The following is a 21888-nucleotide window of genomic DNA, read 5'->3' as shown; positions in this document are numbered from 1 at the left end:
GTTATCAGCTCAGCACGCTGTACAGGAAGATGAGCGCGCAGAGCACGAAGGCGGCGTAGCTCGGGGTGCGGCTGCCGCTGAGCAGGCCGGCGATGAGGCCGAGGACGGCGACGATGAAAACCACCACGGCCGCGAACCAGTGGCCGGCGACGCCGCCGATGGCGAGACCCAGCAGGAGGTTCACGACATGGATGATGCCGGTGAACGCGAAGTGCAGGAAGCTCTCGTAGGTATTCTCGTGTGCCGGATAGTCGTTGCCGGCTGCGGTGGCGTATTCGACGGTGCCGTGTTCGGCCATAGTGGGAAATCTCCGGGGTCTCGGTAGAGGCGGGCCGGGATTTGGGTAGCGTAAATGGACGACAAGGGCAACGGCGCGGCAGCCGCCGTCAACGCCGTAAATTTGGGCTACGCCTGCCCGCGGAGCGGGCAAAAATCCTTGCCCTAGAGCCCGGCGAGCGCCAGCGCGTCGGCCTGCCGCGCCGCGACCCGCTCGAGCGAGAAGTTCTCGATGGCCTCGTTGAACAGCCGGTAGAAATTGAGCTCGGCGGCGAGATGCAGGAACACGGCCCCGAGCCCGACGGCGGCGCGGTCCATAAACACGAATTCGCGCGGCACCGTCACCGGGCCTTTGGCCTTCAGCGCCTGGTGCACGCGGAAGGCTTCCTTCCTCCCGTAATCGGACGGCTTCACCCCGTCGGCAACGGTGCGCACGCGGTCGTCGAGCAGCGGCCCGTAGATGAAGCGCGCCCAGATGTTGAGCGTGTCGATGAGGTCGCGATTGAGGCGCTTGAAGCCCCAGGTCTCGTAGGCGTGCACGACGCGCGCGTCGTCGCCGTGCAGGAGGCCCTGGTAAAGGTCGACCACGCCGCCGACGAAGGACGGCGGGAAAATGCGGATACAGCCGTAGTCGAGCAGATTGATGCCCGCCGGCCGCCCCTCCTCGGCAAAGATGGTGTAATTGCCGAGATGCGGATCGCCGTGGATGATGCCGAAACGGCTGAACGGCAGCCACCAGGCGGTGAACATCGCGGTGGCGAGCCGATTGCGCGTCTCCAAGGAATCCGCCTTGTGCGTCAACATGCGCGTTCCCTCGAGCCAGTCGAGCGTAAGCAGGCGACGGGTCGACAACTCCGGCCATACCTTCGGCACGCGCACGGCGGCGTCATCCTTGAGCATGTGCCGATAGAGCGCGACGTGCTTGGCCTCGCGCACATAATCGAGTTCCTCGCGCAGCCGTGCGGCGATCTCGACCGCGATTTCGGAGGTGTCGATCGCCGGATCGAAGCGCTTGCGCAGCGAGAACAGGAGATTGAGTTGGCCCAGATCCGCCTCCACCGCCGACTGCATGTCGGGATACTGGAGCTTGCACGCGAGCGGCGAACCGTCGCGCGCCGTGGCGCGATGCACCTGGCCGAGCGACGCGGCGGCCGCCGGTTGGTGCTCGAAGGATGAAAACTTCGCCTGCCAATCGGGGCCGAGTTCGGCGCTCATGCGCCGCCTGACGAAGGCCCAGCCCATGGGCGGCGCCTCGCTCTGCAACTTCATCAACTGCGAGGCGTATTCCGGCGGCAGCGCGTCGGGGACGGTGGCGAGCAACTGCGCCACCTTCATGATCGGCCCTTTCAGGCCGCCGAGCGCGGCTGCGAGCGCGACGGCGTTGCCTTCGCGGCCGCCCTGCGCGCCGACGAGGCGCTGGCCGGCAATGCGTGCGGCGACACCGCCGACGCGGGTGCCTACCGAGGCATAGCGGCGGGCGCGGGCGGAGAAGCGGTTGCGTTCGGAGTCGGAGGGGGGCATTGGGCAGAGATAGTGATCAACACCGCCTGCGCAAAGGCTCCGATCCTCCCGTCACCCCTTTTGGTCGATCGCCTCCAGTTCGTCGATCAGCCCGGCGACCACGCTCAAGCCCCCGTCCCAGAACTTCGGGTCGCGCGCGTCGAGGCCGAACGGCGCCAGCAACTCGGAGTGATGCTTGGTGCCGCCGGCGGCGAGCATCGCGAGATAGCGCTCGGCGAAGCCCGAGGCCGACTTCTCGTAGACGGCGTAGAGCGAGTTCACCAGGCAATCGCCAAACGCATAGGCGTAGACGTAGAACGGCGAATGCACGAAGTGCGGGATGTAGCACCAGAAGGTCTCGTAGCCCGGCTTGAGCTCGATCGCCGGTCCCAGGCTCTCCGACTGCACAGACATCCACAATTCGCAGATCTTGTCGGCGGTCAACTCGCCGTTGCGGCGTTCGAGGTGCACCTTGCGCTCGAATGAGTAGAACGCAATCTGCCGCACCACCGTGTTGATCATGTCCTCGACCTTGGCCGCAAGCATCGCCTTGCGCTGCTTGGCGTCCTTGGTCTCGGCCAGCAATTTGCGGAAGGTGAGCATCTCGCCGAACACGCTCGCGGTCTCGGCGAGCGTCAGCGGCGTCGGCGCCATCAGCGGCCCGTTTGGCGCGGCGAGCACCTGGTGCACACCATGGCCGAGTTCGTGCGCGAGCGTCATCACGTCGCGCGGCTTGCCCATGTAGTTGAGCAGCACGTAAGGGTGCGCCGACGGCACGGTCGGATGCGCGAAAGCGCCGGGCTGCTTGCCGGGACGCGCCGGCGCGTCGATCCATTTCTTCTCGAAGAAGTCGTCGGCGACCTCCGCCATCTTCGGCGAAAAGGCGCCGTAGGCGGTGAGCACGGTCGAGCGCGCGTCGGTCCACGAGATCGTACGCTGCGGCACCTTCGGCAGCGGCGCGTTGCGGTCCCAGTGCGGCAGCGCCTTTTTGCCGAACCACTTCGCCTTCAGCGCATAGTAGCGGTGCGACAGCTTCGGATAGGCGGCGCGCACGGCTTCGACGAGCGCCTCGACAACCTCACGCTCGACGCGGTTCGACAGATGGCGCGCGTCGGCGACGTCCTTGAAGCCGCGCCAGCGGTCGGAGATCTCCTTGTCCTTGGAGAGCGTGTTGGTGATCAGCGTGAACGGCCGCATGTTGGCCTTGAACGTCTTGGCCAGCGCTTCCGCCGCCGCCTTGCGCTTCGCGCCGTCGGCATCCTGCAGCAAATTGAGCGTCCGCTCGATCGGCATGTCCTTGCCGCCGATCTTGAAGCGCAGCGCGGCGATGGTCTCGTCGAAGCTCCTGTTCCAGGCGGAATAGCCGGTGACCGATTTCTCGTGGAACAGCTGCTCGACGCGGTCCTCGAGCTGGTACGGCTTCTCCTTGCGTACGTCCTCGAGCCACGGTCGGTAATGCCCGAGCGGCGGATCGGCCATCGCCGCGTCGAGCACGGCGTCGTCGATGCGGTTCAGTTCGAGCGTGAAGAAAAGAAGATGGATGGAGGCGTTGGTGATGCGCTCCTGCACATCGCCGTAGAACTTGGCGCGCGCCGGATCGCTGTTGTCGCCGGCATAGAGCAGCGAGGCGTAGGAGTAGACGCGGCCGAGCAGGTCGTCGATCGCCTCGTAGCGCTTCACCGCCTCGGCCAGCCGGGCGCCGCCCTGCCCCGCCAGATCGGCCAGCTTGCCTTTGAACTCGGATTCGAACGCGAGGCAGTCGGCGTCGCCCCGATCGAGATCGCGCTTGAGCGCCGGATCGTCCATGCCGGCATAGAGGTCGTCGAGGTTCCACTCCGGCAGCGCGCCGAGCTTGGGGTCGGTCTTGGTTTTGGGCTTGGCAGCGGCTTTGGCGCGGACGGCGGAACGGGCGGGCATGGAGATTCCGTTGATTCCAGAGGGACGTGGCGGCGGGCGCCGGGCTGGGTAACGCGGGAGGGCTCAATATCGGGCGTGGACGCGGCCGGTTCAACGGGTAACGCGCCGTTAAGGCTGCGGGGCCAGAGTGCGCCAAATCGGCACAGGTCCCGGAGTACGCATGCGCGAAACCGTTCTCATCGTCGACGACGATCCCGTCCAACGCCGCCTGGTGGAGGCGATGGTGCAGCGCTTCGGCTACGAGGCGCTGACCGCCGAGGGCGGCGACGCGGCGCTGACGATGCTCGTCGGCGAACAGGCGCGGCCGGTCGAGTGCGTGATTCTCGACCTGGTGATGCCCGACCTCGACGGGCTGGGTGTGCTGGCGCGCCTACGTCAGGTGGGATGCGACGTCCCGGTCATCGTGCAGACGGCGCATGGCGGCATCGACAATGTCGTCTCGGCGATGCGCGCCGGCGCCACCGATTTCGTGGTCAAGCCGGCCGGCGCCGAGCGGCTGCAGGTGTCGCTCTCCAATGCCTTGGCGACGCGGCGTCTCGCCGGCGAACTGCAGCGCATGAAAAAACGGCGGGACGGCACTTTCGCCATCGCCGACGTCATCGCCCGCTCGCCCGCGATGACCCCGGTGCTGCGCGCGGCCGAGAAAGCGGCCGCTTCCACCATCCCCGTTCTCATCGAGGGCGAGTCCGGCACCGGCAAGGAATTGCTGGCGCGCGCCATCCACGGCTCCGGCGCCCGCAGCGCCCGCCCCTTCGTCGCGGTCAATTGCGGTGCGCTGCCGGAGAACCTCGTCGAGTCGATCCTGTTCGGGCACGAGAAGGGCGCCTTCACCGGCGCTACCGAGAAACACACCGGCAAGTTCGTCGAGGCGGATGGCGGCACGCTGTTCTTGGACGAGGTCGCCGAACTGCCGCTGCCGGCGCAGGTCAAGCTCCTGCGCGCGCTGCAGGAAGGCGAGGTCGAGCCGGTCGGCGGCCGCAAGCCGGTCAAGGTCGACGTGCGCATCGTCTCGGCAACGCATCGCGATCTCATCGCCGACGTGAAGGCCGGCCGCTTCCGCGAGGACCTGTTCTATCGCCTGCACGTCTTCCCGGTGACGGTGCCGCCGTTGCGCCGCCGGCCGGAGGACATCCCGGCGCTGACGCGACATTTCCTCGCGCGCTTCACCGCCGAGGAGGGCAAGCGTGTGCGCGCCATCGGCGGCGAGGCGATGACGCTGCTCTCGGGCTTCCACTGGCCGGGTAATGTGCGCCAGCTCGAGAACGCGGTGTTCCGCGCCGTGGTGCTGGCGGAAGGCGAGGAGATCGGCGTCGGCGAATTCCCGCAGATCGCGGCACTGATCGACGGCGATGTCGTGCCGGTGCAGCCGGCGCTGGAGCCACAGCCGGCGATCGTGACCGAATGGCCGGTCGAGCGGCGCGCCGCGCCGGCGCCCACTTTGCGCCTCACCGACCCGCACGGGCACGCACGGCCGCTGGAGGACATCGAACGCGAGGTGATCCGTTTCGCCATCTCGCATCACCGCGGACAGATGTCGGAGGTGGCGCGGCGGCTGAAGATCGGCCGCTCCACGCTCTACCGCAAGCTGGAGAGCCTCGGTCTCGACGAGGACGGGACCGAAGCGACGACCGGCGCCGTCGCCTGAGCGGCGCCATGCGCGCCGTTAAGGTGAATCGTTAAAGTTTTAAACATTGAAATCTTAATCACGGCCGGCTCCGTTAGCTTTGATATAAATTAGATACGCCGGCCTGCAGAAATTGATACAGGCGACCGGGCAAACGTCGCATAATACAGTGTGCGCGCGGATTGCGATTGCGCGCCTGCTGCCCACGCCGGTTAATGCGGCGCGCGGCATTTTACAGACTACGCGTTCGTGTGGAGTACAGGCAATGCGTCAGAACCGGTTCGATCGCCTGCTGGCCGGCACCATCCTGGCCGCGACCGTCGCGACCCCAGCTTTTGCGATCGCCGCGCCGCGATTTGAGTCGGCGCTGCCGGAGCCGCCCTCGATCAACGGCCGCGTCATCGTCCATCGCCGTCAGCCGGCGCCGCTGCCGCCCGACACCCGCGCGCAGGCGCAGCCGCGCGAGCGCGAGGCGGCGCCCGTGCCGCCGCCGCCCGCCCGTCACGAGATCGCCGCGCCGGCCGCCGCCGAGCCCGAGCAGAAAGCCGAGAGCAAGCCGACGAGCGATCCCGGCATCGACATCCGGGGTACGCTCGACAAGCTGCTGTCGGCGAACGACACGCAGATCGCCGACAAGCTCAAGCAGCTCGCGACGAGCAAGCAGCTCGGCCGCCATGCCGAGCGTCCGGCCGAACGCCGCGCTGTCGAGACTTTCTACGCCGTGCGCAACTTCGCGCCGCTGTGGATCCACGACGGCCGCCTGACCGCGCAGGCCAAGGACGCCATCACGCAACTCAAGAATGCCGCCGATGACGGCCTCGACGCCTCCGACTATCCGGTGCCGGAATTCGGCACCATCAACGGCGCCGCGGCTCTGGCCGACGGCGACGTGCGGCTCACCGTTTCCGTACTCACTTACGTGCGCCATCTGGCGGTCGGCCGCATCGCGCCGACGCGCGTCTCGGCGCAGGTCGAGTACGGCGACCACACGCCCGATCCGGACACGGTGCTCAAGCAACTCGCCAGCACGCGCGACGCCGACGCCACGATCGAAAGCTATAATCCGCCGGACAAGAGCTTCCGCGCGCTGAAGGCGAAGCTCGCGGATCTGCGCCGCGGCAACGCCTCGGCCGATCCGGAGCCGGCGCGCATCCCCGACGGCGCGGTGATCCGGCCTGGCCGTAAGGACGCGCGCGTTCCTGCCCTGCGCGAGAAGCTGCACGTGCGCGGCCGCGAAGGCGACCTCGTCTACGACAAGGCGCTCTACAACGCGATCCGCGCGCTGCAATACCGCAAGGGCCTCAAGCCCAGCGGCCTCATCGACAACCACACCATCGCCGCCATCAACGGCCCGAAGCCGGGCGACATCGTCGCCCGCGTCCGCGCCAACATGGAGCGCTGGCGTTGGCTGCCGCGCGAACTCGGCCCGACCTATGTGATGGTCAACATCCCGGATTACACGCTGAAGGTCGTGCACGACGGCCGTCAGGTATGGGCCACCAAGATCGTCGCCGGCAAGCCGCAGACACCGACGCCGCTGCTCGCCGCGCGGATGCAGCACGTCATCGTCAATCCGTCCTGGTACGTGCCGCAGTCGATCATCCAGAACGAACTGCTGCCGATGTACGCCAGCGATCCGCAGATCTTCGACCGTATGGGCCTCGAGGTGAAGCAGGGCCCGGACGGCCACATCAACGTCGTGCAGCCGCCGGGTGCCGCCAACGCGCTCGGCCGCATCAAGTTCGCCTTCCCGAACAAGTTCCAGGTGTACCTGCACGACACGCCGGAGAAGAAGCTGTTCGCCTACGACAAGCGCGCCTTCAGCCACGGCTGCATGCGCGTGGAGGACCCGACCAAATTCGGCGAGGTGATGCTGTCGCTGGCAATGTCCGGCCCGACGCCGGACGAGCGGCAGATCGCGCGCATGTTCGGGCAGGACGAGAAGACCTACAATCTGCAGAAGCAGCCGATGGTCTATCTCACCTACCAGACCGTGTTCGTCGACGACGCCGGCAAGATGCACGTCGACGAGGACCTCTACGGCTTCGACGCGCGCATCCACTCGATCATGCACAGCGACGAGCGTCGCGTCGCCGACGTGGCGCCGCCGCCGGATCCCAAGCGCGACGCGGCAACCGACAAGGCCAACCAGGACATCCTGCGCCGCGTCGAGCGCCGCGAGGCCGAGAATCCGTTCGCCTTCTTCGACAAGATTTTCCGCTGAACATCAGAGCTGACGCGTGCGGCGTCATGGCCGGGACTCGCCCCGCCCCTGACGCCGGGAAATGGAACTATAGTTCCGCAAGCAGCGTCATGAATATTGCATTTCGTTCCCCGCGAAATTGCAGAAATCAATTCTCACGGTGCAATAAGACCGAAGTTCCCGCGCTTGCCGCATCCCCGACCCGGCCTCGACCATTTTCCGCCACGCTTTGCCGGTAAACAGCCGTAGTTCCGCGGGGGCAGCGACGAGCATCAACAGCGCCGATCCCGTCAACACTCATTCAAGCTTTGCTGCGGCGGGGACCCGCATCCGCGGCATCGGACGGTTGGGGCGTTTCAATTGTACGGACATCGCCAGTGGCATTGAGAGCCGCGCGTCGCCGCTTGCTGTCGAGCGCGCTCACGCGCATCGGCGCCACTGCCGCAGCCGCCGGCGTTCTCTTGTTCGCCGCCAGCATGCCGCTGCAAACCGCGATCGCCGAAGGCGACACGCGCGCGCTCACGTTCCATCACGTTCACACCGGCGAAAACATCACCATCACCTACAAGCGTGACGGCCGCTATGATGAGGCCGCGCTGAAGAAGCTCGACTGGTTCATGCGCGACTGGCGCAAGGAGCAGGCGACGAACATGGATCCGCACCTGTTCGACGTGCTCTGGGAGGTCTATCGCGAGCTCGGCGCGACGCAGCCGATCGAGGTGATCTGCGGCTATCGCTCACCGTCGACCAACGCGATGCTGCGCGGCCGCGCGGCCGCCTCGGGCGTCGCCGAACTGAGCGAGCACACGCTCGGCCATGCGATGGATTTTTATATTCCGGGCGTGCCGCTGGAGAAGCTGCGCGAGATCGGCCTGCGCCTGCAGCGCGGCGGCGTCGGCTTCTATCCGACGTCCGGCTCGCCGTTCGTGCACATGGACACCGGCAACATCCGACACTGGCCGCGCATGACCTATGCGCAGTTGTCCAAAGTATTCCCGGACGGGCGCACCGTCCACGTGTCGTCCGACGGACGGCCGCTGCCCGGCTATGCGCTGGCGCTCGCCGACATCGAGCGCCGCGGCCAGGCGCCGAACAAGTTGTCACTCGAGCAGGCGTTCGCGCATGGCGCCATCAGCGCCAGCCAGGAGCAGACGGCGGAAGCTGTGGCGCTCAGGCAGAAGCGAATGCTCGTCGCCAAGATTTACGGCAAGCAGGACGCCGAGGAGATCGCGGACGCTGCGGATGACGCGGCGCCGGTCGCAGCAGCCGGGAGCGGCCGCATAACCCTGGCGAGCGTCGGCGTCACGCCGGTCGTCACCCATCGCATCGTGCCGATGCCCCGCGTGCGGCCGCAGGCGGCCATGACGCTGGCCGCGGCCAAGACGGTCGCGAAGCCGGAGATCACCGCGTCCATCAAGAGCTTCACCGATCGCGGCGTCTGGCCGGCAGCGCCGAAGCCGAAGGCGTCGCCGTTCCAGGTGGCCGGGCCGGGCGCGGACGCGCTCGCCTACGCCGCCATCGCCGACGCCGCGCCCGCGCCGCAGCCGCGTGTTCGCGTCATGGGTCTCGGCGTGACCCAGGCGATGGCACACGAGGCGCCGGTCGCGCGCAACATGAGCATCGTCGCCGAGGCCGGACCGTTCGCGCAGATGACGAGCGGCGCGCAGCGGCTCGACAGCCCGTGGCTGCGCGCGGCGATGCTGACGCCGAGCGTCAGCGGCGCGATGACGGCGACGCGGCTCGGCGAAGTCGATCCGCGCGGCTACGAGCCGCTGCTGCACAAGCCGGTGCAGGCCGTGGCGATGAGCTTCTCGGGCGATCCGTGGTCGGGCCTGCGCGCCGACCGCTTCTCCGGTAGCGCCATCGTGTTCGTCGGCACCGCGACCTTCGTCCGCACGCGGACCGCGTCGCTGGACTAGCGCCTTACTGCGTCATCCCGAGCGCGTGCATGTAGGTCTCGAGCACGGCTTCCTGCTCGCGGCGCTCGTCGGTGTCCAGCTTGCGCAGCCGGACGATGGTGCGCAGCGCCTTCACGTCGAAGCCGTTGCCCTTGGCCTCGGCGTAGACGTCGCGGATGTCGTCGGAGGTCGCCTTTTTCTCCTCCTCGAGGCGCTCGATGCGCTCGATGATCGCCTTGAGCTGGTCGCGGGCGAACGAGGTGTTGGCCTTCTCCGCGGCACCTTCTTCGAGTTTCTCGGCAGCGGAACTGGCTGGCATCGACGTCTCCTTCAACTCCCGGACCGGCGGCGCGCGCCGTCGCTTTCGAGGAAGGAGCATTCGGAGTTGGCCGCCGCCGGGTCAAGGCGAGCGGGGGGTCATCCACGCTGTCCACACGCAATGGATTGGAACGAGAAAAGGCTTGCCAGCCTAATGCTGCGGCTTTGCCTTCTCGAAGGCGGCCTGCTGTGCCGGCGAAGCCTCCTTCTGGTGCTTCGCGCGCCACTCGTCGTAGGGCATGCCGTAGACGATCTCCCGGCTCTCGTCCTTGGTCATGGCGAGGCCCTTGGCGTCGGCGGCGTCCTTCATCCAGTTGGACAGGCAGTTGCGGCAGAAGCCGGCGAGATTCATCATGTCGATGTTCTGCACATCGGTACGTTCACGTAAGTGCTCGACCAGGCGGCGGTAGACGGCGGCTTCGAGCTCGGTGCGGGTTTTGTCGTCCATGACGATGGGCTCCGGATGCTTGGCCCGAAACATAGTTGCCGGCCGGGCATCTTGCCATAGGGCGGGAAAATGGGCCGTATCGCCCCATGTCGGACGCGCACGTCTTCCTTGATTCGCTCTTCGCCACGGCGGTCGCGGCGGCGCATCCGGCGAGCTTCCTGCCACCCCTGCTGCCGCCGCCGCCCAAGGGGCGCATCGTGCTGCTCGCCGCCGGCAAGGCGGCCGGCTCGATGGCCGAGGTAGCCGAGCGCGTCTACCTCGACGAGCGCACGCTGGCGCCGGATCGGCTCACCGGGATCGCGGTGGCGCGGCACGGCTACGGGCGACCGACGCGCGTCGTCGACATGGTCGGGGCGGGACATCCGATTCCCGACGCGGCGGGGCTCGCCGCCGCCGAGCGCGCGCTGAGCTACGCCGATGCTGCCGACAGCGACGATCTCGTGCTCGTGCTCATGTCCGGCGGCGCGTCGGCCAACTGGATCGCGCCGGCCGCCGGCATCAGCTTCGCTGACAAGCAGACGGTGACACGCGCGCTCCTGAAGTGCGGTGCGCACATTGGCGAGATCAACACGGTGCGCAAGCACCTCTCTCGGATCAAGGGCGGGCGGCTGGCGCGGCATGCCTTTCCGGCGCAGGTGGTGACGATCGCCATATCCGACGTCCCGGGCGACGACCCCGCAGTGATCGGCTCGGGGCCGACGGTTCCCGACCCGTCGACGCTTGCCGAGGCGCGCGCCATCGCTGCCAAGTATCGCCTCGATGTGCCCGGTACGATCACCCGGGCGCTCGCCGACGCCGCCAACGAGTCGCCGAAGCCGGGCGACAAGGTCTTCGCCAATGCGCGCTTCGTCCTGGCGGCGCGGCCGGCGGACGCCCTGCGCGCGGCCGAGACCGCCGCCATGGCCGTCGGCTACGAGGTGATCTCGCTCGGCGACCGCGTCGAGGGCGAGGCGCGCGAGGTCGCCGCCGCGCATGCGCGGCTCGCGCGCGATCTGCGGGCCGCCGGCCGGCGCGCCGTAATCCTGTCGGGGGGCGAACTCACCGTGACCATCCGCGGCCGCGGCCGGGGTGGTCCCAACCAGGAATATGCGCTGGCGCTGGCCATCGAGCTCGCCGGCATGGCGGGGGTCACGGCGCTCGCCGCCGATACAGACGGCACCGACGGCGGCGCCGGCGCAGCCACCGACCCCGCGGGCGCCGTCATCGACGGCGACACCGCCACGCAGGCCAAAACCCGCGGTCTCGATCCTGCCGCCTTTCTCGCCGACAACGATTCCACCGGCTTTTTCTCGCGTGCGGGCGGCCTTCTCGAGCCCGGCCCCACCTACACCAACGTGAACGACTTCCGCGCCATCGTCGTTGACAGCCCTTAGAGGGCCGCGCGACAACCCCCACCAGCGAAACCGACGGCCCGTGACCGCATTGGCTTTTTCCGCACCCCGGCGCTTTCTCCGCTCCGTTCTCCGCGCCGCGGTGCCGGCCCTGCTGTTCGCCGTCGTGACGACGCTGCCGGCCTTCGCCGACTTCCGCGTCTGCAACAACACCGGCAGCCGCGTCGGCATCGCCATCGGCTACAAGGATGCGGAAGGCTGGACCACCGAAGGCTGGTGGAACATCTCGGGCCGTTCCTGCGATACCTTGCTGCGCGGCGCGCTGGTTGCACGTTACTATTACATTTACGCGGTAGATTACGACCGCGGCGGTGAATGGTCCGGCCACGCCTTCATGTGCACGCGCGACAAGGAGTTCACCATTCGCGGTACCGAAAACTGTCTCGCACGCGGCTATGACCGGACCGGCTTCTTCGAGGTCGACACCGGCGAGCAGCGCTCGTGGACGGTGCAGTTGACCGACAGTGCGGAGCAGGGCGCGGGGCGCACGTTGTTGCCGCCGGGGCCGCCGCCGCCGCTGGCGCCGCCGCGACGGCAACCGCCGCCGCCCGGCGCGCCGGGAACACCGCCACCGCCTGCACCAGAAGGCCTACGGAAATGAGACGGCTGCGCCGCACCAAGATCGTCGCCACGCTCGGACCGGCGTCGTCGAGCCCGGAGATGATTGCGCGGCTGTTCGAGGCCGGTGCCGACGTCTTCCGCATCAATATGAGCCACACCTCGCCCGACCGCATGCGCGAACTCGTCGCCATGATCCGCGGCGTCGAACACGACACCGGGCGGCCGATCGGCATCCTCGTCGACCTGCAGGGGCCGAAGCTGCGCCTCGGCACCTTCGAGGGCGGCTCCGCGATGGTGAAGAAGGGCGACAGCTTCGTGCTCGATTCCGATCCGACGCCGGGCGACGCGACCCGCGCCTACCTGCCGCATCCGGAGATCTTCGCCGGCGTCGAGCCCGGCCACACGCTGCTCATCGACGACGGCAAGGTGCGCCTCACCGTCACCGCCGCGCAGCCCAAGCGCATGGTCACGCACGTCGAGGTCGCCGGCAAGGTGTCCGACCGCAAGGGCGTCAGCCTGCCCGACTCCACCATCCCCTTCTCCGCCCTCGCCGAGAAAGACCGCACCGATCTCGAGGCCGCGCTCGACGCCGGCATCGACTGGGTGGCGCTCTCCTTCATCCAGCGGCCGGAAGACATCGCCGAGGCGAAGAAGATCACGCGCGGCCGCGCCGCCGTGATGGCCAAGATCGAGAAGCCGCAGGCGGTGGTGCGTCTCTCCGAGATCATGGATCTCGCCGACGCGCTGATGGTCGCCCGCGGCGACCTCGGCGTCGAGATGCCGCTGGAGAAGGTGCCCGCCGTCCAGAAACAGATGACGCGCATGGGCCGCGCCACCGGCAAACCGGTCGTGGTCGCGACGCAGATGCTGGAGTCGATGATCACATCGCCGGTGCCGACACGCGCGGAGGTCTCCGACGTCGCTACCGCCATCTACGAAGGCGCCGACGCGATTATGCTCTCGGCGGAATCGGCCGCCGGCCAGTATCCGGTCGAAGCAGTGACGATGATGAACCGCATCGCGCGCGAGACGGAGAGCGATCCGACCTTTCGCAGCATCATCGACGCGCAGCGCGCCGAGCCGGAAGCGACCGGCGCCGACGCCATCGCCGATGCGGCGCGGCAGATCGCCGACACGCTCGATCTCGCCGCGGTGATCTGCTGGACCTCGTCCGGCTCGACCGCGCTGCGGGTCGCGCGCGAGCGGCCGCGGCCGCCGATCGTGGCGCTGTCGCCGAACATGTCGACCGGACGGCGGCTCGCGGTTGTCTGGGGCGTCCACTGCGTCGTCACCGAGGACGCACACGACCAGGACGACATGGTCGACCGCGCCTGCCGCATCGCCTTCAAGGAAGGCTTCGCCAAGCCGGGACAGCGCGTGATCGTCGTCGCCGGCGTGCCGCTCGGCACGCCCGGCGCCACCAACATGCTGCGCATTGCCTATGTCGGACAGGAGCTGGCGGGGGATTGAGACGTCCGTCGCCGGTGCGTTAAATTTCAAAGCCGATATGATTGCGCGCCAGGCAAGCAAAAGGCCCGAGACCTCAATCGCACGATGGACGACGTCGACGTTCTTATAGCCGGGGCCGGCCCGATTGGCCTCGCTTTGGCCGCCGATCTCGGCCGGCGAGGCGTGAACACGCTTGTCGTCGAAAAAGGGCCGAACGAGATCGGCTCCGCCAAGATGCTGGAGGTCAGCGTCAGGACGATGGAGTTCTGCCGGCAATTGGGAATTGCCGACAAGGTCCGCCACTGGGGCTTCCCCGACGATTGGGCGCTCGATACCGCGTTCGTCACCAGCATGACGGGATACGAGCTCGGCCGCGTCCGCATTGCTGACCTTGGCAGCCGATCGGATTCGGACTTCAGCCCTGAACGGGGGCGGCCGTGTCCTCAAACCTGGTTCGATCCGATCCTGCAGGATTTCGCCCGCACCTTCCCGAACGTCAGAATCGAGCACCAGTGCAAGCTGGAGAGCTTCCTGCAGGACGATAGCGGCGTGTCAGCGAGCATCCGGCTGCTCAAAGCCAACAGATCCGAGACGGTCAGAGCGCGATACCTTGTCGGTTGCGACGGCTATGCGAGCACGGTGAGGGACTTGCTCGGCATCGAGGTGCGCGGCGACAAGCACATCGACTGGTCGATGACGATCTACCTGCGGCTGCCGGAGTTCTCGGCCGTTCACGATAAGAAAAGCGCGTTCCGCTACGTGTTCGTGGGCGCCGAGGGGACGTGGTCGTTCCTCTCGATTGTGGATGGACGGGACCTGTGGCGGCTTCAGCTCGTCGGAGTCGACCGCGAGCGGCTTCAGGCGGCAGACATCGAAGCGCTTATCTTCCGTGCCGTCGGCCGACCTGTTGAATATGAAATCGTCGACCGCACTCTTTGGGTGCGAAAGCGGACTGTCGCTGACCGCTTTCGGGACGGCCGGGTGTTTCTCGCCGGCGATTCGGCCCATGCGCATCCGCCGAACGGCGGCCTCGGAATGAACACGGGCATCCAGGATGCCTTCGATCTGGGTTGGAAACTGACCGGCATGTTGCAAGGCTGGGGCGGCCCGGGCTTGCTGGACAGTTACGACTGCGAACGTCGCCCCGCGGCTTCGCGTGCGGTGGAGGTTTCGCTCCGTAACTATCGCAGCCTCCTTAGCGCCGAGCAGCGCTCGCACATCGAAACGGAAGGTCCGGCCGGCGACGCTGCACGCGCCGCAGTCGGAGCGGCGCTGGAGTCGGAGAATCAAAAAGTCTGGCAGGCCGTCGGGGTGCATCTCGGCTACATCTATCACCCCTCCCCGATCGTCGTTCCCGACGACAGCGAAAAGCCGATCGACGACACGATCGGCTATGTCCCGACGACGTTCCCCGGAGCCCGCGCACCGCATGTGTGGGTTGCCGAGAACAAGTCCATTCAGGACCTTTTCGGCATGAGCTTCGTGCTTTTGGACTTCGGCGCAGAGTCAACAGCACCGTTCGAGGCCGCGGCGGAAGAAAGGAAAGTGCCGTTCACTGTTCATCGGATCGACAATCCGGCGGCAGCGTCGCTTTATGCGCGGAAACTCGTTCTTGTGCGTCCGGACGGCCACGTTGCGTGGCGAGGCGAGGCCACTCCGAAAAACGCGGGAGCCGTCATAGACACGGTTCGCGGCGCGGGACTCAATGCTGTCGCCCGACGGGCGTAAACCGGCCGTATATTTGATCGATGGCCTTGAGAAACGGGCGAACATCCCGGCATGCCTGCCATGTGCTGGCGCGCGCTGCGCGTTCCGCCTAAACAGGGGCAAACCTGTCCGCACCGGGCGGCGCGACGCGGCCGCTTCGAAATGAAAACACACGGCGGACGCGCGGGAGAGACGTGACCGACAGCAACTCCGAAACCATCGCACGGCCTGGCGCTCGCCGCGGCGGCGCCGGCCGTCACGCCGGGCGCATATGGGTCTTCATTGCGGCGATCGCCGTCATCGTTATCTCCGCGATCGAAGGAACCATCGTCTCGACCTCGATGCCGACGATCGTCGGCGCGCTCGGCGGCTTCGAGTCGCTCACCTGGGTGTTCTCGGCGTATTTCCTGACGCAGGCGGTCACGATCCCCGTTTATGGCGGCCTCGCCGACCTCTACGGCCGCAAGCCGGTGCTGCTGTTCGGGATCGCGCTCTTTCTCGTCGGTTCGGTGCTGTGCGGCATGGCCTGGCGCATGGACATGCTCATCGCGTTTCGCGTCGTACAGGGCATTGGCGCCGGCGCGCTGGTGACCTTGGCGCAGACCATCATCGGCGATCACTACGAACCGGTCGAGCGTGCGCGCCTGCAGGGCTACATCTCGGGCGCCTGGGCCATCGGCGCGATCCTCGGGCCGCTGCTCGGCAGCATCATCGTCACCCATGTCAGCTGGGCCTGGGTGTTCTGGGTCAATGTGCCGGTCGGATGCGCGGCGGCGGTGATGATCATTGCCGCGCTTCATGAAACCGTGGAGCCACACCAACGGCGCATCGACTATGCCGGCTCGGCGCTGATGGCGGCCGGCACCGGCGTGCTCATGTTCGTGCTGATCCAGGCCTCGGCGCTCGGGATGCTCACGATCCTCGTGCTGACTGCGACGTCGGTCGCGCTGCTGACCTGCTTTGCCATGCACGAGGCGCGCACGCCCGACCCGATCCTGCCGATCGGACTGTTGACCAATCGGATCATCGTCGGCGGCATTGTCCTCGGCGTCGCGGTCGGCTCCGTATTGATGGGCAGCACCGTGTTCCTCTCGCTCTACATCCAGGGCGTCATGGGCCTGAGCGCCATGATCGCCGGTATCGCGGTCGGCGCGTCGTCGGTGAGCTGGCCGCTCGGCAGCTTCATTGGCGGCCGGCTGCTTGGCCGGATCTCGTACCGGGCGACGACCTTCGTCGGCCTGCCGCTGCTGGCGATCGGCGTGCTGATGTTGATCGCGCTGACGCCGACGCGCGGCGCGCTGTGGACCGGGGTCGCGCCGATGATCATCGGCATCGGCCTGGGCTTCATCGTGCCGACGTTTCTCGTTGCCGTTCAAGCGTCGGTCGGTTGGGAGAACCGCGGCATCGCCACGTCGACGACGGTCTTCTCCCGCATCGTCGGTCAGGCGATCGGCGCCGCGGTGTTCGGCGGCCTCCTCAACGCCGCGGTGTCGTCACACGCGATCGACAACGGCGAGGCTATCAACCGCGTCCTCAGCCCGACGTTGCGCGCCACGATGCCGCCGGCCGAGCTCAACCTCCTGGTGCAGGAGATCGCCACCGGGCTGCATCACGTCTATCTGATCCTCGGCGTGCTGGTGCTGGTCGTCTTTTGCGCGACGCTCGCGTTGCCGGCGCGCCTGCGCGTGTGACGGTCACGCGGATCCCGGCGACGCGGCGGGCAGCAGGCCAAGCTCGTCGAGAGCGCCGGACATGATCGCGCGCTCCGCCTCGAGAAACGCGGCGAGCGCGTCGCCTGTCATGAAGGTGTTCGCCCAGTATTTCCTGGCGAGCTCGGCGCGCCACTGTTCGGTCGCGGTCGCCTGTTTCAGCACCCCGTGCCAGAACACCGTCGCCGCCGGCGCGATGCCGGCCGGGGCGATGACGCCGCGCCACATGCCGATCTTGCAGTCGACGCCGCTCTCGACGAGCGTGGGCACGCCAGCGAACAGGCGATCGAGCCGACGCGGCGCCGAGATCATCAGCGCCGACAGCGCGCCGCTCGTCAGTTCCGGAACGGCGCTCACCGCGGTGATGACGCCGAGCTCGGCGCCACCCTCGACCACGTGCGCGATGGCGTAGCGCGCCGAATCGAAGACATCGATCGTCAGCGCGCGCGGATCGCAGCCGGCATGACGCGCCACCTGCGCCAGCGCGATGTGATTGGTGTTGCCGATGGCGGTGGCGAGCGCGACGCGCAACCCCTTGATGTCGGCCTTGAGGCGGCGCTCGAGCGCGGCCGCATCGGCGAGCGGCGAGCCGGCGCGCACGATGAAGATCGGATACTCTGTGTAGAGGTTGGCGAGCGGCGTCAGCGCGGCATAGTCGTAGGCGCTGACCCCGAGCAGCTTGTTGCTGATGATGGTCGGCGAATTGATCGCCAGCACGTGCGCGTCGCCGCTCTTGCCGCGCAGATAATCCCAGGCATTGCCGCCGCCCCGGCCGGGAATGTTGGTGAGCTTGATTGGCTGCTCGACGAGCTTGAGGCTCGTCAGCACCTCGATCAAGGCGCGCGCCGGCCGATCCTGGCCGCCGCCCGCCGGCGTCCCCGCCACGAGCTCGATCTCCCGGGTCGGGCGCCAGTTCGCGTCGTTCTGCATCGGCACGCTCCGGCTTACTTCTTTTCGTTCGCCTTGTTGCCGAACACCTTGCGCCACAGCGCGACCTCGTTCGTGTAGAAGCGTTCGAAGTAGGCGGGACTGCGCTCGTTCGGCGGCGGCACGTCGTAACCGAGAGCGGCGAAACGTTTGACCACCTCGGGATCGCTCAACGCGACGTTCAGCGCCTTGCTGAGCTTGTCGACGATCGGCTGCGGCGTGCCTTTCGGCGCCGACAATCCGAACCAGACCGACAATTTGAAGTCCGGCATGCCGGCCTCGGCGGTCGTCGGCACTTCGGGCAGCATCGTCGAGCGCTTGTCGCTGGTCACCGCATAGGCCTTCAACTTGCCCTGCTTGATGTACTGAGCGGTGGTGACGGGCTGGTTGCAGCCGAAGTCGACATTGCCGGCGAGCAAATCCATCGTCACCTGCGGCGTGCCGCGATAGGACACGACGGTCGGATGCACGTCCGCCAGCATATGGAAGACCGAGCAGGCGAGATTGGAAACCGAGCCGACGCCGGCATCGGCCTCGGTCAATTTCTTCTCGTTGGCGCGCAGATAGACGAGGAAGTCCTTCAGGTTGTTCGCCGGGACGGCGCTGCGCGCGACCAGGATCATCGGCGAGGTGTTGATCAGGCCGATCTGCGTGAAGTCGGTCGCGTGGTAGGGCAGCCCGGCATGCAGGAATTCGGCGGCCGAATGCGTGCCGGAGCCGGAGATCATGATGGTGTAGCCGTCAGGCGCGGACTTCGCGACCTTGTTGGTGCCGATGACGCCGCCGGCGCCGGTCACGTTGTCGATGATGATCTGTTTGCCCAGCGCCTGCGACATCGGCCCGACGACGATCCGCGCCGCCGTGTCGGACGGACCGCCGGGCGGAAACGGCGAGACCAGGGTGATGACGCGCGACGGATAATCGTCGGCAAAAGCCTGCGGCGCAAAGGCGAGCAGCGCCAGCGCCAGCAGCAAACTCCTCGTCTTCATTGCTGTCCTCCTCTTTTCCGGCCTGTCGAACACGCGCCGTATTATTCTTCATTGCGAGCGTACCTTATCGGCGCGGACACTGCTGCCGGTCAACGGGTGCCGGCAATGGCCGAGCACAGGTATCGCCGTGGCCGCCGGGCTCTCGACAGAGAGGGTAAGCAAAGCCGAGAATGTGACATCATGAAACCTTCGACGCTGTCGACGCGGCTCCGGCGCTCGGCCCTCTTGCAATGGTTGGTGCCCGGCACCTGCGGGGCGCTGGCGCATTCGCTGCTGATGTATCTGAAGGCGCGGCTGGGATGGCTGCCGGCATTCTCGCCCTACGAGCGCCTGCAGGCGGCGCTGAGCACACTGTCCGGCAGCGACGTGAGCCAGGTCGTGCCGTGGGCGCTTTCCTTCGTCAGCGGCGCCACCGTGCTCGGCTTCCTGTTCGCCCGTCTCTATCGTTTTCTTCCCGGCACCAGCGGCATCGTCAAAGGCGCGACTTTCGCCGTGCTGGCCTGGGCGCTGATGAACCTGCTGCTGTTTCCTGCGATCGGGCTCGGCTTCTTCGGGCTGGCAGCCGGATTGGGCGCCGCCGCGTCGCTGTTCTCGCTGGCGATGCTGCTCGTCTACAGCACGGTGGCGGGCGTCGCCTATGCGATGATGCAGGACCGCAACTAGACGCGCGGCTCAATGATGATGCGCGGAGCCGGCAAGGCCGCGAGCGGGATTGGCGGCCTGCGCGAGATCGTGAACTCTCTGCTGCAGCACTTCAGGATTCGTCCAAGGCTCTCCGTGTTCCGGCGACCACTGCGCGCGCAGCAGGCCCTGCGCATCGACCAGCCACTCCGATGTCGTGGACCCCTGCCCCATCTGCTGCGCGTAGAAGCGCCCGAGCCGCAGCGCATCCGGCGCGCGCGCGACGCACGCGCGCGCGAGCTTGCCCGCGTACGCGGCGACGAGGATCGGCAGCACGGCCTTCGGCTCGGCCTCCATCCGTTGCGCGCTGACGTCGCCATCGGCGAAGACAATGTGCAGCGCCTGTCCCTTCATTTGGTCCGTTGCAACGATGGCGCCGTCCGGGCACTCGGCGGAAAACCGCGGCACCGGATATCCGTTAGCGGTGACGCGCCCTTCGGCCGCGCGCAATCGCACGGCGTCGGCATTGGCGTGGATGAAGTCGACCAGATTCCAGCGCGCCTGCTCGTCCAGCGCGGCGGCGAACGGCGGCATGACGCCGCCGAAACCATTGCCGATCCACCAGAACATATCGCCGTCGAGATGCGCATAGACGTGATCTGCGGTGAGGTCCGCCGGCGGGACCTTCAGGCCGGCCGCGGCCGGTCCGTCGCCGCGGCCTTCCGCGCCATGACAGGTCGAGCAGTTGGTGCGGAAGAGCTGCTGACCTTTCAGGATCGACGCCGCGGTGTATTCGGTCGGCGACGACCAGTACGTCGTCGGATAGGCCTGCTGTGCGGATTGCAAAAGCACCGGCACGCAGAACGGAACGGCGGCGACGGCGGCGATCACAATGGGCCAGCGTGAGGTTGCCGACGTGAAAGCGAAGGCGATCACCAGGACGAAAGCGAGCACGAGCAGGCCGAGCAGAATTTCCGTCTTCGGGTCGAAAACGATGCGGAACGGCAAGGGCCAGACCGGCTGATCGTGCAGCCCCGGCGTCATCGTGCCGAGCAACGCGACGGCAACGACGACGCCGAGGCCGAGCACCCATTCGACGAGGCTGTTGCGCACGAGCGACCGCATGGCGACGATCGCATCGCCCGCCGTCATCAGCGCCGGCGTGAGCCGGCGCCGGTTGACCGCAGCGAGGCCAATCATTGCGGCGAACAAGGCGATTTTGACGATGAGCAGGCGACCGTAGGGCGTGCCGATCAGCGCCGGCACCGAGCCCGCAAGAACGTAGGTGTTGACGATGCCCGTGACGAGCAGCACCACGACGCCGGCGAGCGCCAGCAGCGAGAAACGCGCCGTCGCGTCACGCGCCAGCGTGAACCCGGCCGGTCCCTGCCGACACGCGAGCGCCAGCGTCACGGCAAACGGCAGCAGCCCACCGAGCCAGACGCCAGACGCCACGAGATGCAGCACGTCGCCTGCCAACTGGATGTCGCCGATCGCGGCGGGCGTCGAGGCGCCATGACCGGCCCAGGCCAATGACCCCAGCAACGCGGCAGCGACAAGCGCGGCCGCGGCATCGCGCCAGACGCGCGGCGCACCGGACCGTTGCAGCACCAGCAGCGCAAGCACAAGCATGAGCGCGGACCGAATTTGCCAGACCGCGCCGAACTGCGTGTCGGTAAGCACGGTGAGCGCCGCGCCGTGCGAGACGGCTTCGCCGACCGGCACGGCCGCGATGCGCGCGGCGAGCAGGACAAGCCACGCCGCGCCGGACACCACGCCGACGGCGAGCGACGACCACATGGTCCAGAGCAGCCAGGGTCGGAGCGCATGGCGCAGCTCGTCGGCTTGCGGCGACGCCGGCACGCGCGCGAGGACGAGAAGGCGATAGACGATCGCGCCCTCGAGCATGATCATCGCGGCGAAATGCGCCGCGCGCGCGATGATCAATGCGTCGAGGACGGGCATCTCGCTTCGCCTTCCCGGGCCTTTCGCCTAACGGCCGACCGTCAGATTGTAGTTGCCCTGCGTCCGGTGCGTATCGACCGACAGCACGTGCCAGTTCACGCGATAGCTGCCGGGACCGACGGCTTTCAAGGGGACGTGCATCAGCCTGCGGTTATGCGCGTCGATCTGTGCCTTGCCGGCATTGACCGCATGCCCCTGCGCGTCGGTGACTGTCGCGCCGCTGAACGCCGGCTCCAGGTCTTCGGAGAACCAGAGCGAGAGTTGCGGCGGCGCCTTCTGCATCGCGCTGCCGACCGGCGGCTCGGCGTGATCGAGAAAGGCGTGTGCGCCGGCCGGCGCGGTCAACGCGAGCATCGCGGCGAGAGCGATGATGAGGGATCGCATG

The 21888-nt window shown here is 67.4% G+C and carries 18 protein-coding genes; 9 read left to right on the top strand and 9 right to left on the bottom strand.

Features of this window, described 5'->3' with window-relative positions:
• Positions 1-4: 4 nt before the first annotated feature.
• The 3 genes from VGV41_RS21315 to VGV41_RS21305 form a co-directional block, all read right to left on the bottom strand.
• On the bottom strand, positions 5-298 hold the full coding sequence (locus VGV41_RS21315) for an aa3-type cytochrome c oxidase subunit IV (RefSeq protein ID WP_326866174.1): 294 nt from the start codon (positions 296-298) through the stop codon (positions 5-7).
• Between the two features lie 143 nt (positions 299-441).
• A complete protein-coding gene (locus tag VGV41_RS21310; protein WP_326866173.1) occupies positions 442-1797 on the bottom strand; it encodes an AarF/ABC1/UbiB kinase family protein in 1356 nt (451 codons plus the stop codon).
• A gap of 51 nt (positions 1798-1848) precedes the next feature.
• Complete coding sequence (locus tag VGV41_RS21305; protein ID WP_326866172.1) at positions 1849-3693, bottom strand: M3 family oligoendopeptidase; 1845 nt, start codon at positions 3691-3693, stop codon at positions 1849-1851.
• Between the two features lie 160 nt (positions 3694-3853).
• On the opposite strand from VGV41_RS21305, the gene VGV41_RS21300 reads away from it, so the two are divergent.
• From VGV41_RS21300 to VGV41_RS21290, 3 genes are all read left to right on the top strand, one after another.
• Positions 3854-5338 carry a sigma-54 dependent transcriptional regulator gene (locus tag VGV41_RS21300; RefSeq protein WP_326866171.1) on the top strand — a complete coding sequence of 495 codons (1485 nt, stop codon included), beginning with the start codon at positions 3854-3856 and terminating at the stop codon, positions 5336-5338.
• 244 nt (positions 5339-5582) lie between these two features.
• Positions 5583-7541 (top strand): L,D-transpeptidase family protein, encoded by a 1959-nt coding sequence (locus tag VGV41_RS21295; protein WP_326866170.1) that lies wholly within the window; start codon positions 5583-5585, stop codon positions 7539-7541.
• A gap of 356 nt (positions 7542-7897) precedes the next feature.
• Positions 7898-9439 (top strand): DUF882 domain-containing protein, encoded by a 1542-nt coding sequence (locus tag VGV41_RS21290; RefSeq protein WP_326866169.1) that lies wholly within the window; start codon positions 7898-7900, stop codon positions 9437-9439.
• Positions 9440-9443: 4 nt separating this feature from the next.
• On the opposite strand, the gene VGV41_RS21285 is transcribed toward VGV41_RS21290, so the two are convergent.
• Both VGV41_RS21285 and VGV41_RS21280 read right to left on the bottom strand, forming a co-directional pair.
• Positions 9444-9737, bottom strand: coding sequence for a DUF2312 domain-containing protein (locus VGV41_RS21285; protein ID WP_326866168.1), 294 nt, complete (start codon positions 9735-9737; stop codon positions 9444-9446).
• A 150-nt stretch (positions 9738-9887) separates the two neighbouring features.
• On the bottom strand, positions 9888-10184 hold the full coding sequence (locus VGV41_RS21280) for a DUF1244 domain-containing protein (RefSeq protein ID WP_326866167.1): 297 nt from the start codon (positions 10182-10184) through the stop codon (positions 9888-9890).
• An 86-nt stretch (positions 10185-10270) separates the two neighbouring features.
• Between VGV41_RS21280 and VGV41_RS21275 the strand changes: the two genes are divergently transcribed.
• The 5 genes from VGV41_RS21275 (at position 10271) to VGV41_RS21255 (ending at position 16983) form a co-directional block, all read left to right on the top strand.
• Complete coding sequence (locus tag VGV41_RS21275; RefSeq protein ID WP_326866166.1) at positions 10271-11557, top strand: glycerate kinase; 1287 nt, start codon at positions 10271-10273, stop codon at positions 11555-11557.
• 49 nt (positions 11558-11606) lie between these two features.
• Positions 11607-12176 (top strand): DUF1036 domain-containing protein, encoded by a 570-nt coding sequence (locus VGV41_RS21270; RefSeq protein ID WP_326866505.1) that lies wholly within the window; start codon positions 11607-11609, stop codon positions 12174-12176.
• Entirely contained in the window at positions 12173-13606 is a 1434-nt protein-coding gene (pyk, locus tag VGV41_RS21265; RefSeq protein ID WP_326866165.1) for a pyruvate kinase, read from the top strand. The genes VGV41_RS21270 and pyk overlap by 4 nt, the downstream gene beginning before the upstream one ends.
• Before the next feature lie 84 nt (positions 13607-13690).
• Complete coding sequence (locus VGV41_RS21260; protein WP_326866164.1) at positions 13691-15313, top strand: FAD-dependent monooxygenase; 1623 nt, start codon at positions 13691-13693, stop codon at positions 15311-15313.
• A gap of 173 nt (positions 15314-15486) precedes the next feature.
• Complete coding sequence (locus VGV41_RS21255; protein ID WP_326866163.1) at positions 15487-16983, top strand: MDR family MFS transporter; 1497 nt, start codon at positions 15487-15489, stop codon at positions 16981-16983.
• Between the two features lie 3 nt (positions 16984-16986).
• Here the strand turns inward: VGV41_RS21255 and VGV41_RS21250 are convergent, their stop codons facing one another.
• Both VGV41_RS21250 and VGV41_RS21245 read right to left on the bottom strand, forming a co-directional pair.
• Positions 16987-17931 carry a tripartite tricarboxylate transporter substrate-binding protein gene (locus VGV41_RS21250; RefSeq protein ID WP_326866162.1) on the bottom strand — a complete coding sequence of 315 codons (945 nt, stop codon included), beginning with the start codon at positions 17929-17931 and terminating at the stop codon, positions 16987-16989.
• Between the two features lie 14 nt (positions 17932-17945).
• Entirely contained in the window at positions 17946-18917 is a 972-nt protein-coding gene (locus VGV41_RS21245) for a Bug family tripartite tricarboxylate transporter substrate binding protein (protein ID WP_326866161.1), read from the bottom strand.
• Between the two features lie 180 nt (positions 18918-19097).
• Here VGV41_RS21245 and VGV41_RS21240 point away from each other — a divergent pair, with 180 nt between their 5' ends.
• Positions 19098-19580 (top strand): DUF6789 family protein, encoded by a 483-nt coding sequence (locus tag VGV41_RS21240; RefSeq protein WP_326866160.1) that lies wholly within the window; start codon positions 19098-19100, stop codon positions 19578-19580.
• Between the two features lie 9 nt (positions 19581-19589).
• On the opposite strand, the gene copD is transcribed toward VGV41_RS21240, so the two are convergent.
• Together copD and VGV41_RS21230 are read right to left on the bottom strand one after the other, a co-directional pair.
• Positions 19590-21503 carry a copper homeostasis membrane protein CopD gene (copD, locus tag VGV41_RS21235; RefSeq protein ID WP_326866159.1) on the bottom strand — a complete coding sequence of 638 codons (1914 nt, stop codon included), beginning with the start codon at positions 21501-21503 and terminating at the stop codon, positions 19590-19592.
• Positions 21504-21530: 27 nt separating this feature from the next.
• Positions 21531-21887 (bottom strand): copper resistance CopC family protein, encoded by a 357-nt coding sequence (locus VGV41_RS21230; protein WP_326866158.1) that lies wholly within the window; start codon positions 21885-21887, stop codon positions 21531-21533.
• Position 21888 lies beyond the last annotated feature (1 nt).

Source organism: Pseudolabrys sp. (assembly GCF_035943735.1).
Lineage (GTDB): Bacteria > Pseudomonadota > Alphaproteobacteria > Rhizobiales > Xanthobacteraceae > Pseudolabrys.
This window is presented reverse-complemented; position numbering and strand designations above follow the sequence as displayed.

Excerpts from the sequence above, each read along its gene's own strand:
- VGV41_RS21260 (WP_326866164.1), top strand. The coding sequence starts at position 13,691 with ATGGACGACGTCGACGTTCTTATAGCCGGGGCCGGCCCGATTGGCCTC.
- VGV41_RS21240 (WP_326866160.1), top strand. The coding sequence starts at position 19,098 with ATGAAACCTTCGACGCTGTCGACGCGGCTCCGGCGCTCGGCCCTCTTG.
- VGV41_RS21275 (WP_326866166.1), top strand. The coding sequence starts at position 10,271 with ATGTCGGACGCGCACGTCTTCCTTGATTCGCTCTTCGCCACGGCGGTC.
- pyk (WP_326866165.1), top strand. The coding sequence starts at position 12,173 with ATGAGACGGCTGCGCCGCACCAAGATCGTCGCCACGCTCGGACCGGCG.
- VGV41_RS21310 (WP_326866173.1), bottom strand. The coding sequence starts at position 1,797 with ATGCCCCCCTCCGACTCCGAACGCAACCGCTTCTCCGCCCGCGCCCGC.
- VGV41_RS21295 (WP_326866170.1), top strand. The coding sequence starts at position 5,583 with ATGCGTCAGAACCGGTTCGATCGCCTGCTGGCCGGCACCATCCTGGCC.
- copD (WP_326866159.1), bottom strand. The coding sequence starts at position 21,503 with ATGCCCGTCCTCGACGCATTGATCATCGCGCGCGCGGCGCATTTCGCC.
- VGV41_RS21285 (WP_326866168.1), bottom strand. The coding sequence starts at position 9,737 with ATGCCAGCCAGTTCCGCTGCCGAGAAACTCGAAGAAGGTGCCGCGGAG.
- VGV41_RS21280 (WP_326866167.1), bottom strand. The coding sequence starts at position 10,184 with ATGGACGACAAAACCCGCACCGAGCTCGAAGCCGCCGTCTACCGCCGC.
- VGV41_RS21245 (WP_326866161.1), bottom strand. The coding sequence starts at position 18,917 with ATGAAGACGAGGAGTTTGCTGCTGGCGCTGGCGCTGCTCGCCTTTGCG.
- VGV41_RS21230 (WP_326866158.1), bottom strand. The coding sequence starts at position 21,887 with ATGCGATCCCTCATCATCGCTCTCGCCGCGATGCTCGCGTTGACCGCG.
- VGV41_RS21300 (WP_326866171.1), top strand. The coding sequence starts at position 3,854 with ATGCGCGAAACCGTTCTCATCGTCGACGACGATCCCGTCCAACGCCGC.
- VGV41_RS21250 (WP_326866162.1), bottom strand. The coding sequence starts at position 17,931 with ATGCAGAACGACGCGAACTGGCGCCCGACCCGGGAGATCGAGCTCGTG.
- VGV41_RS21305 (WP_326866172.1), bottom strand. The coding sequence starts at position 3,693 with ATGCCCGCCCGTTCCGCCGTCCGCGCCAAAGCCGCTGCCAAGCCCAAA.
- VGV41_RS21315 (WP_326866174.1), bottom strand. The coding sequence starts at position 298 with ATGGCCGAACACGGCACCGTCGAATACGCCACCGCAGCCGGCAACGAC.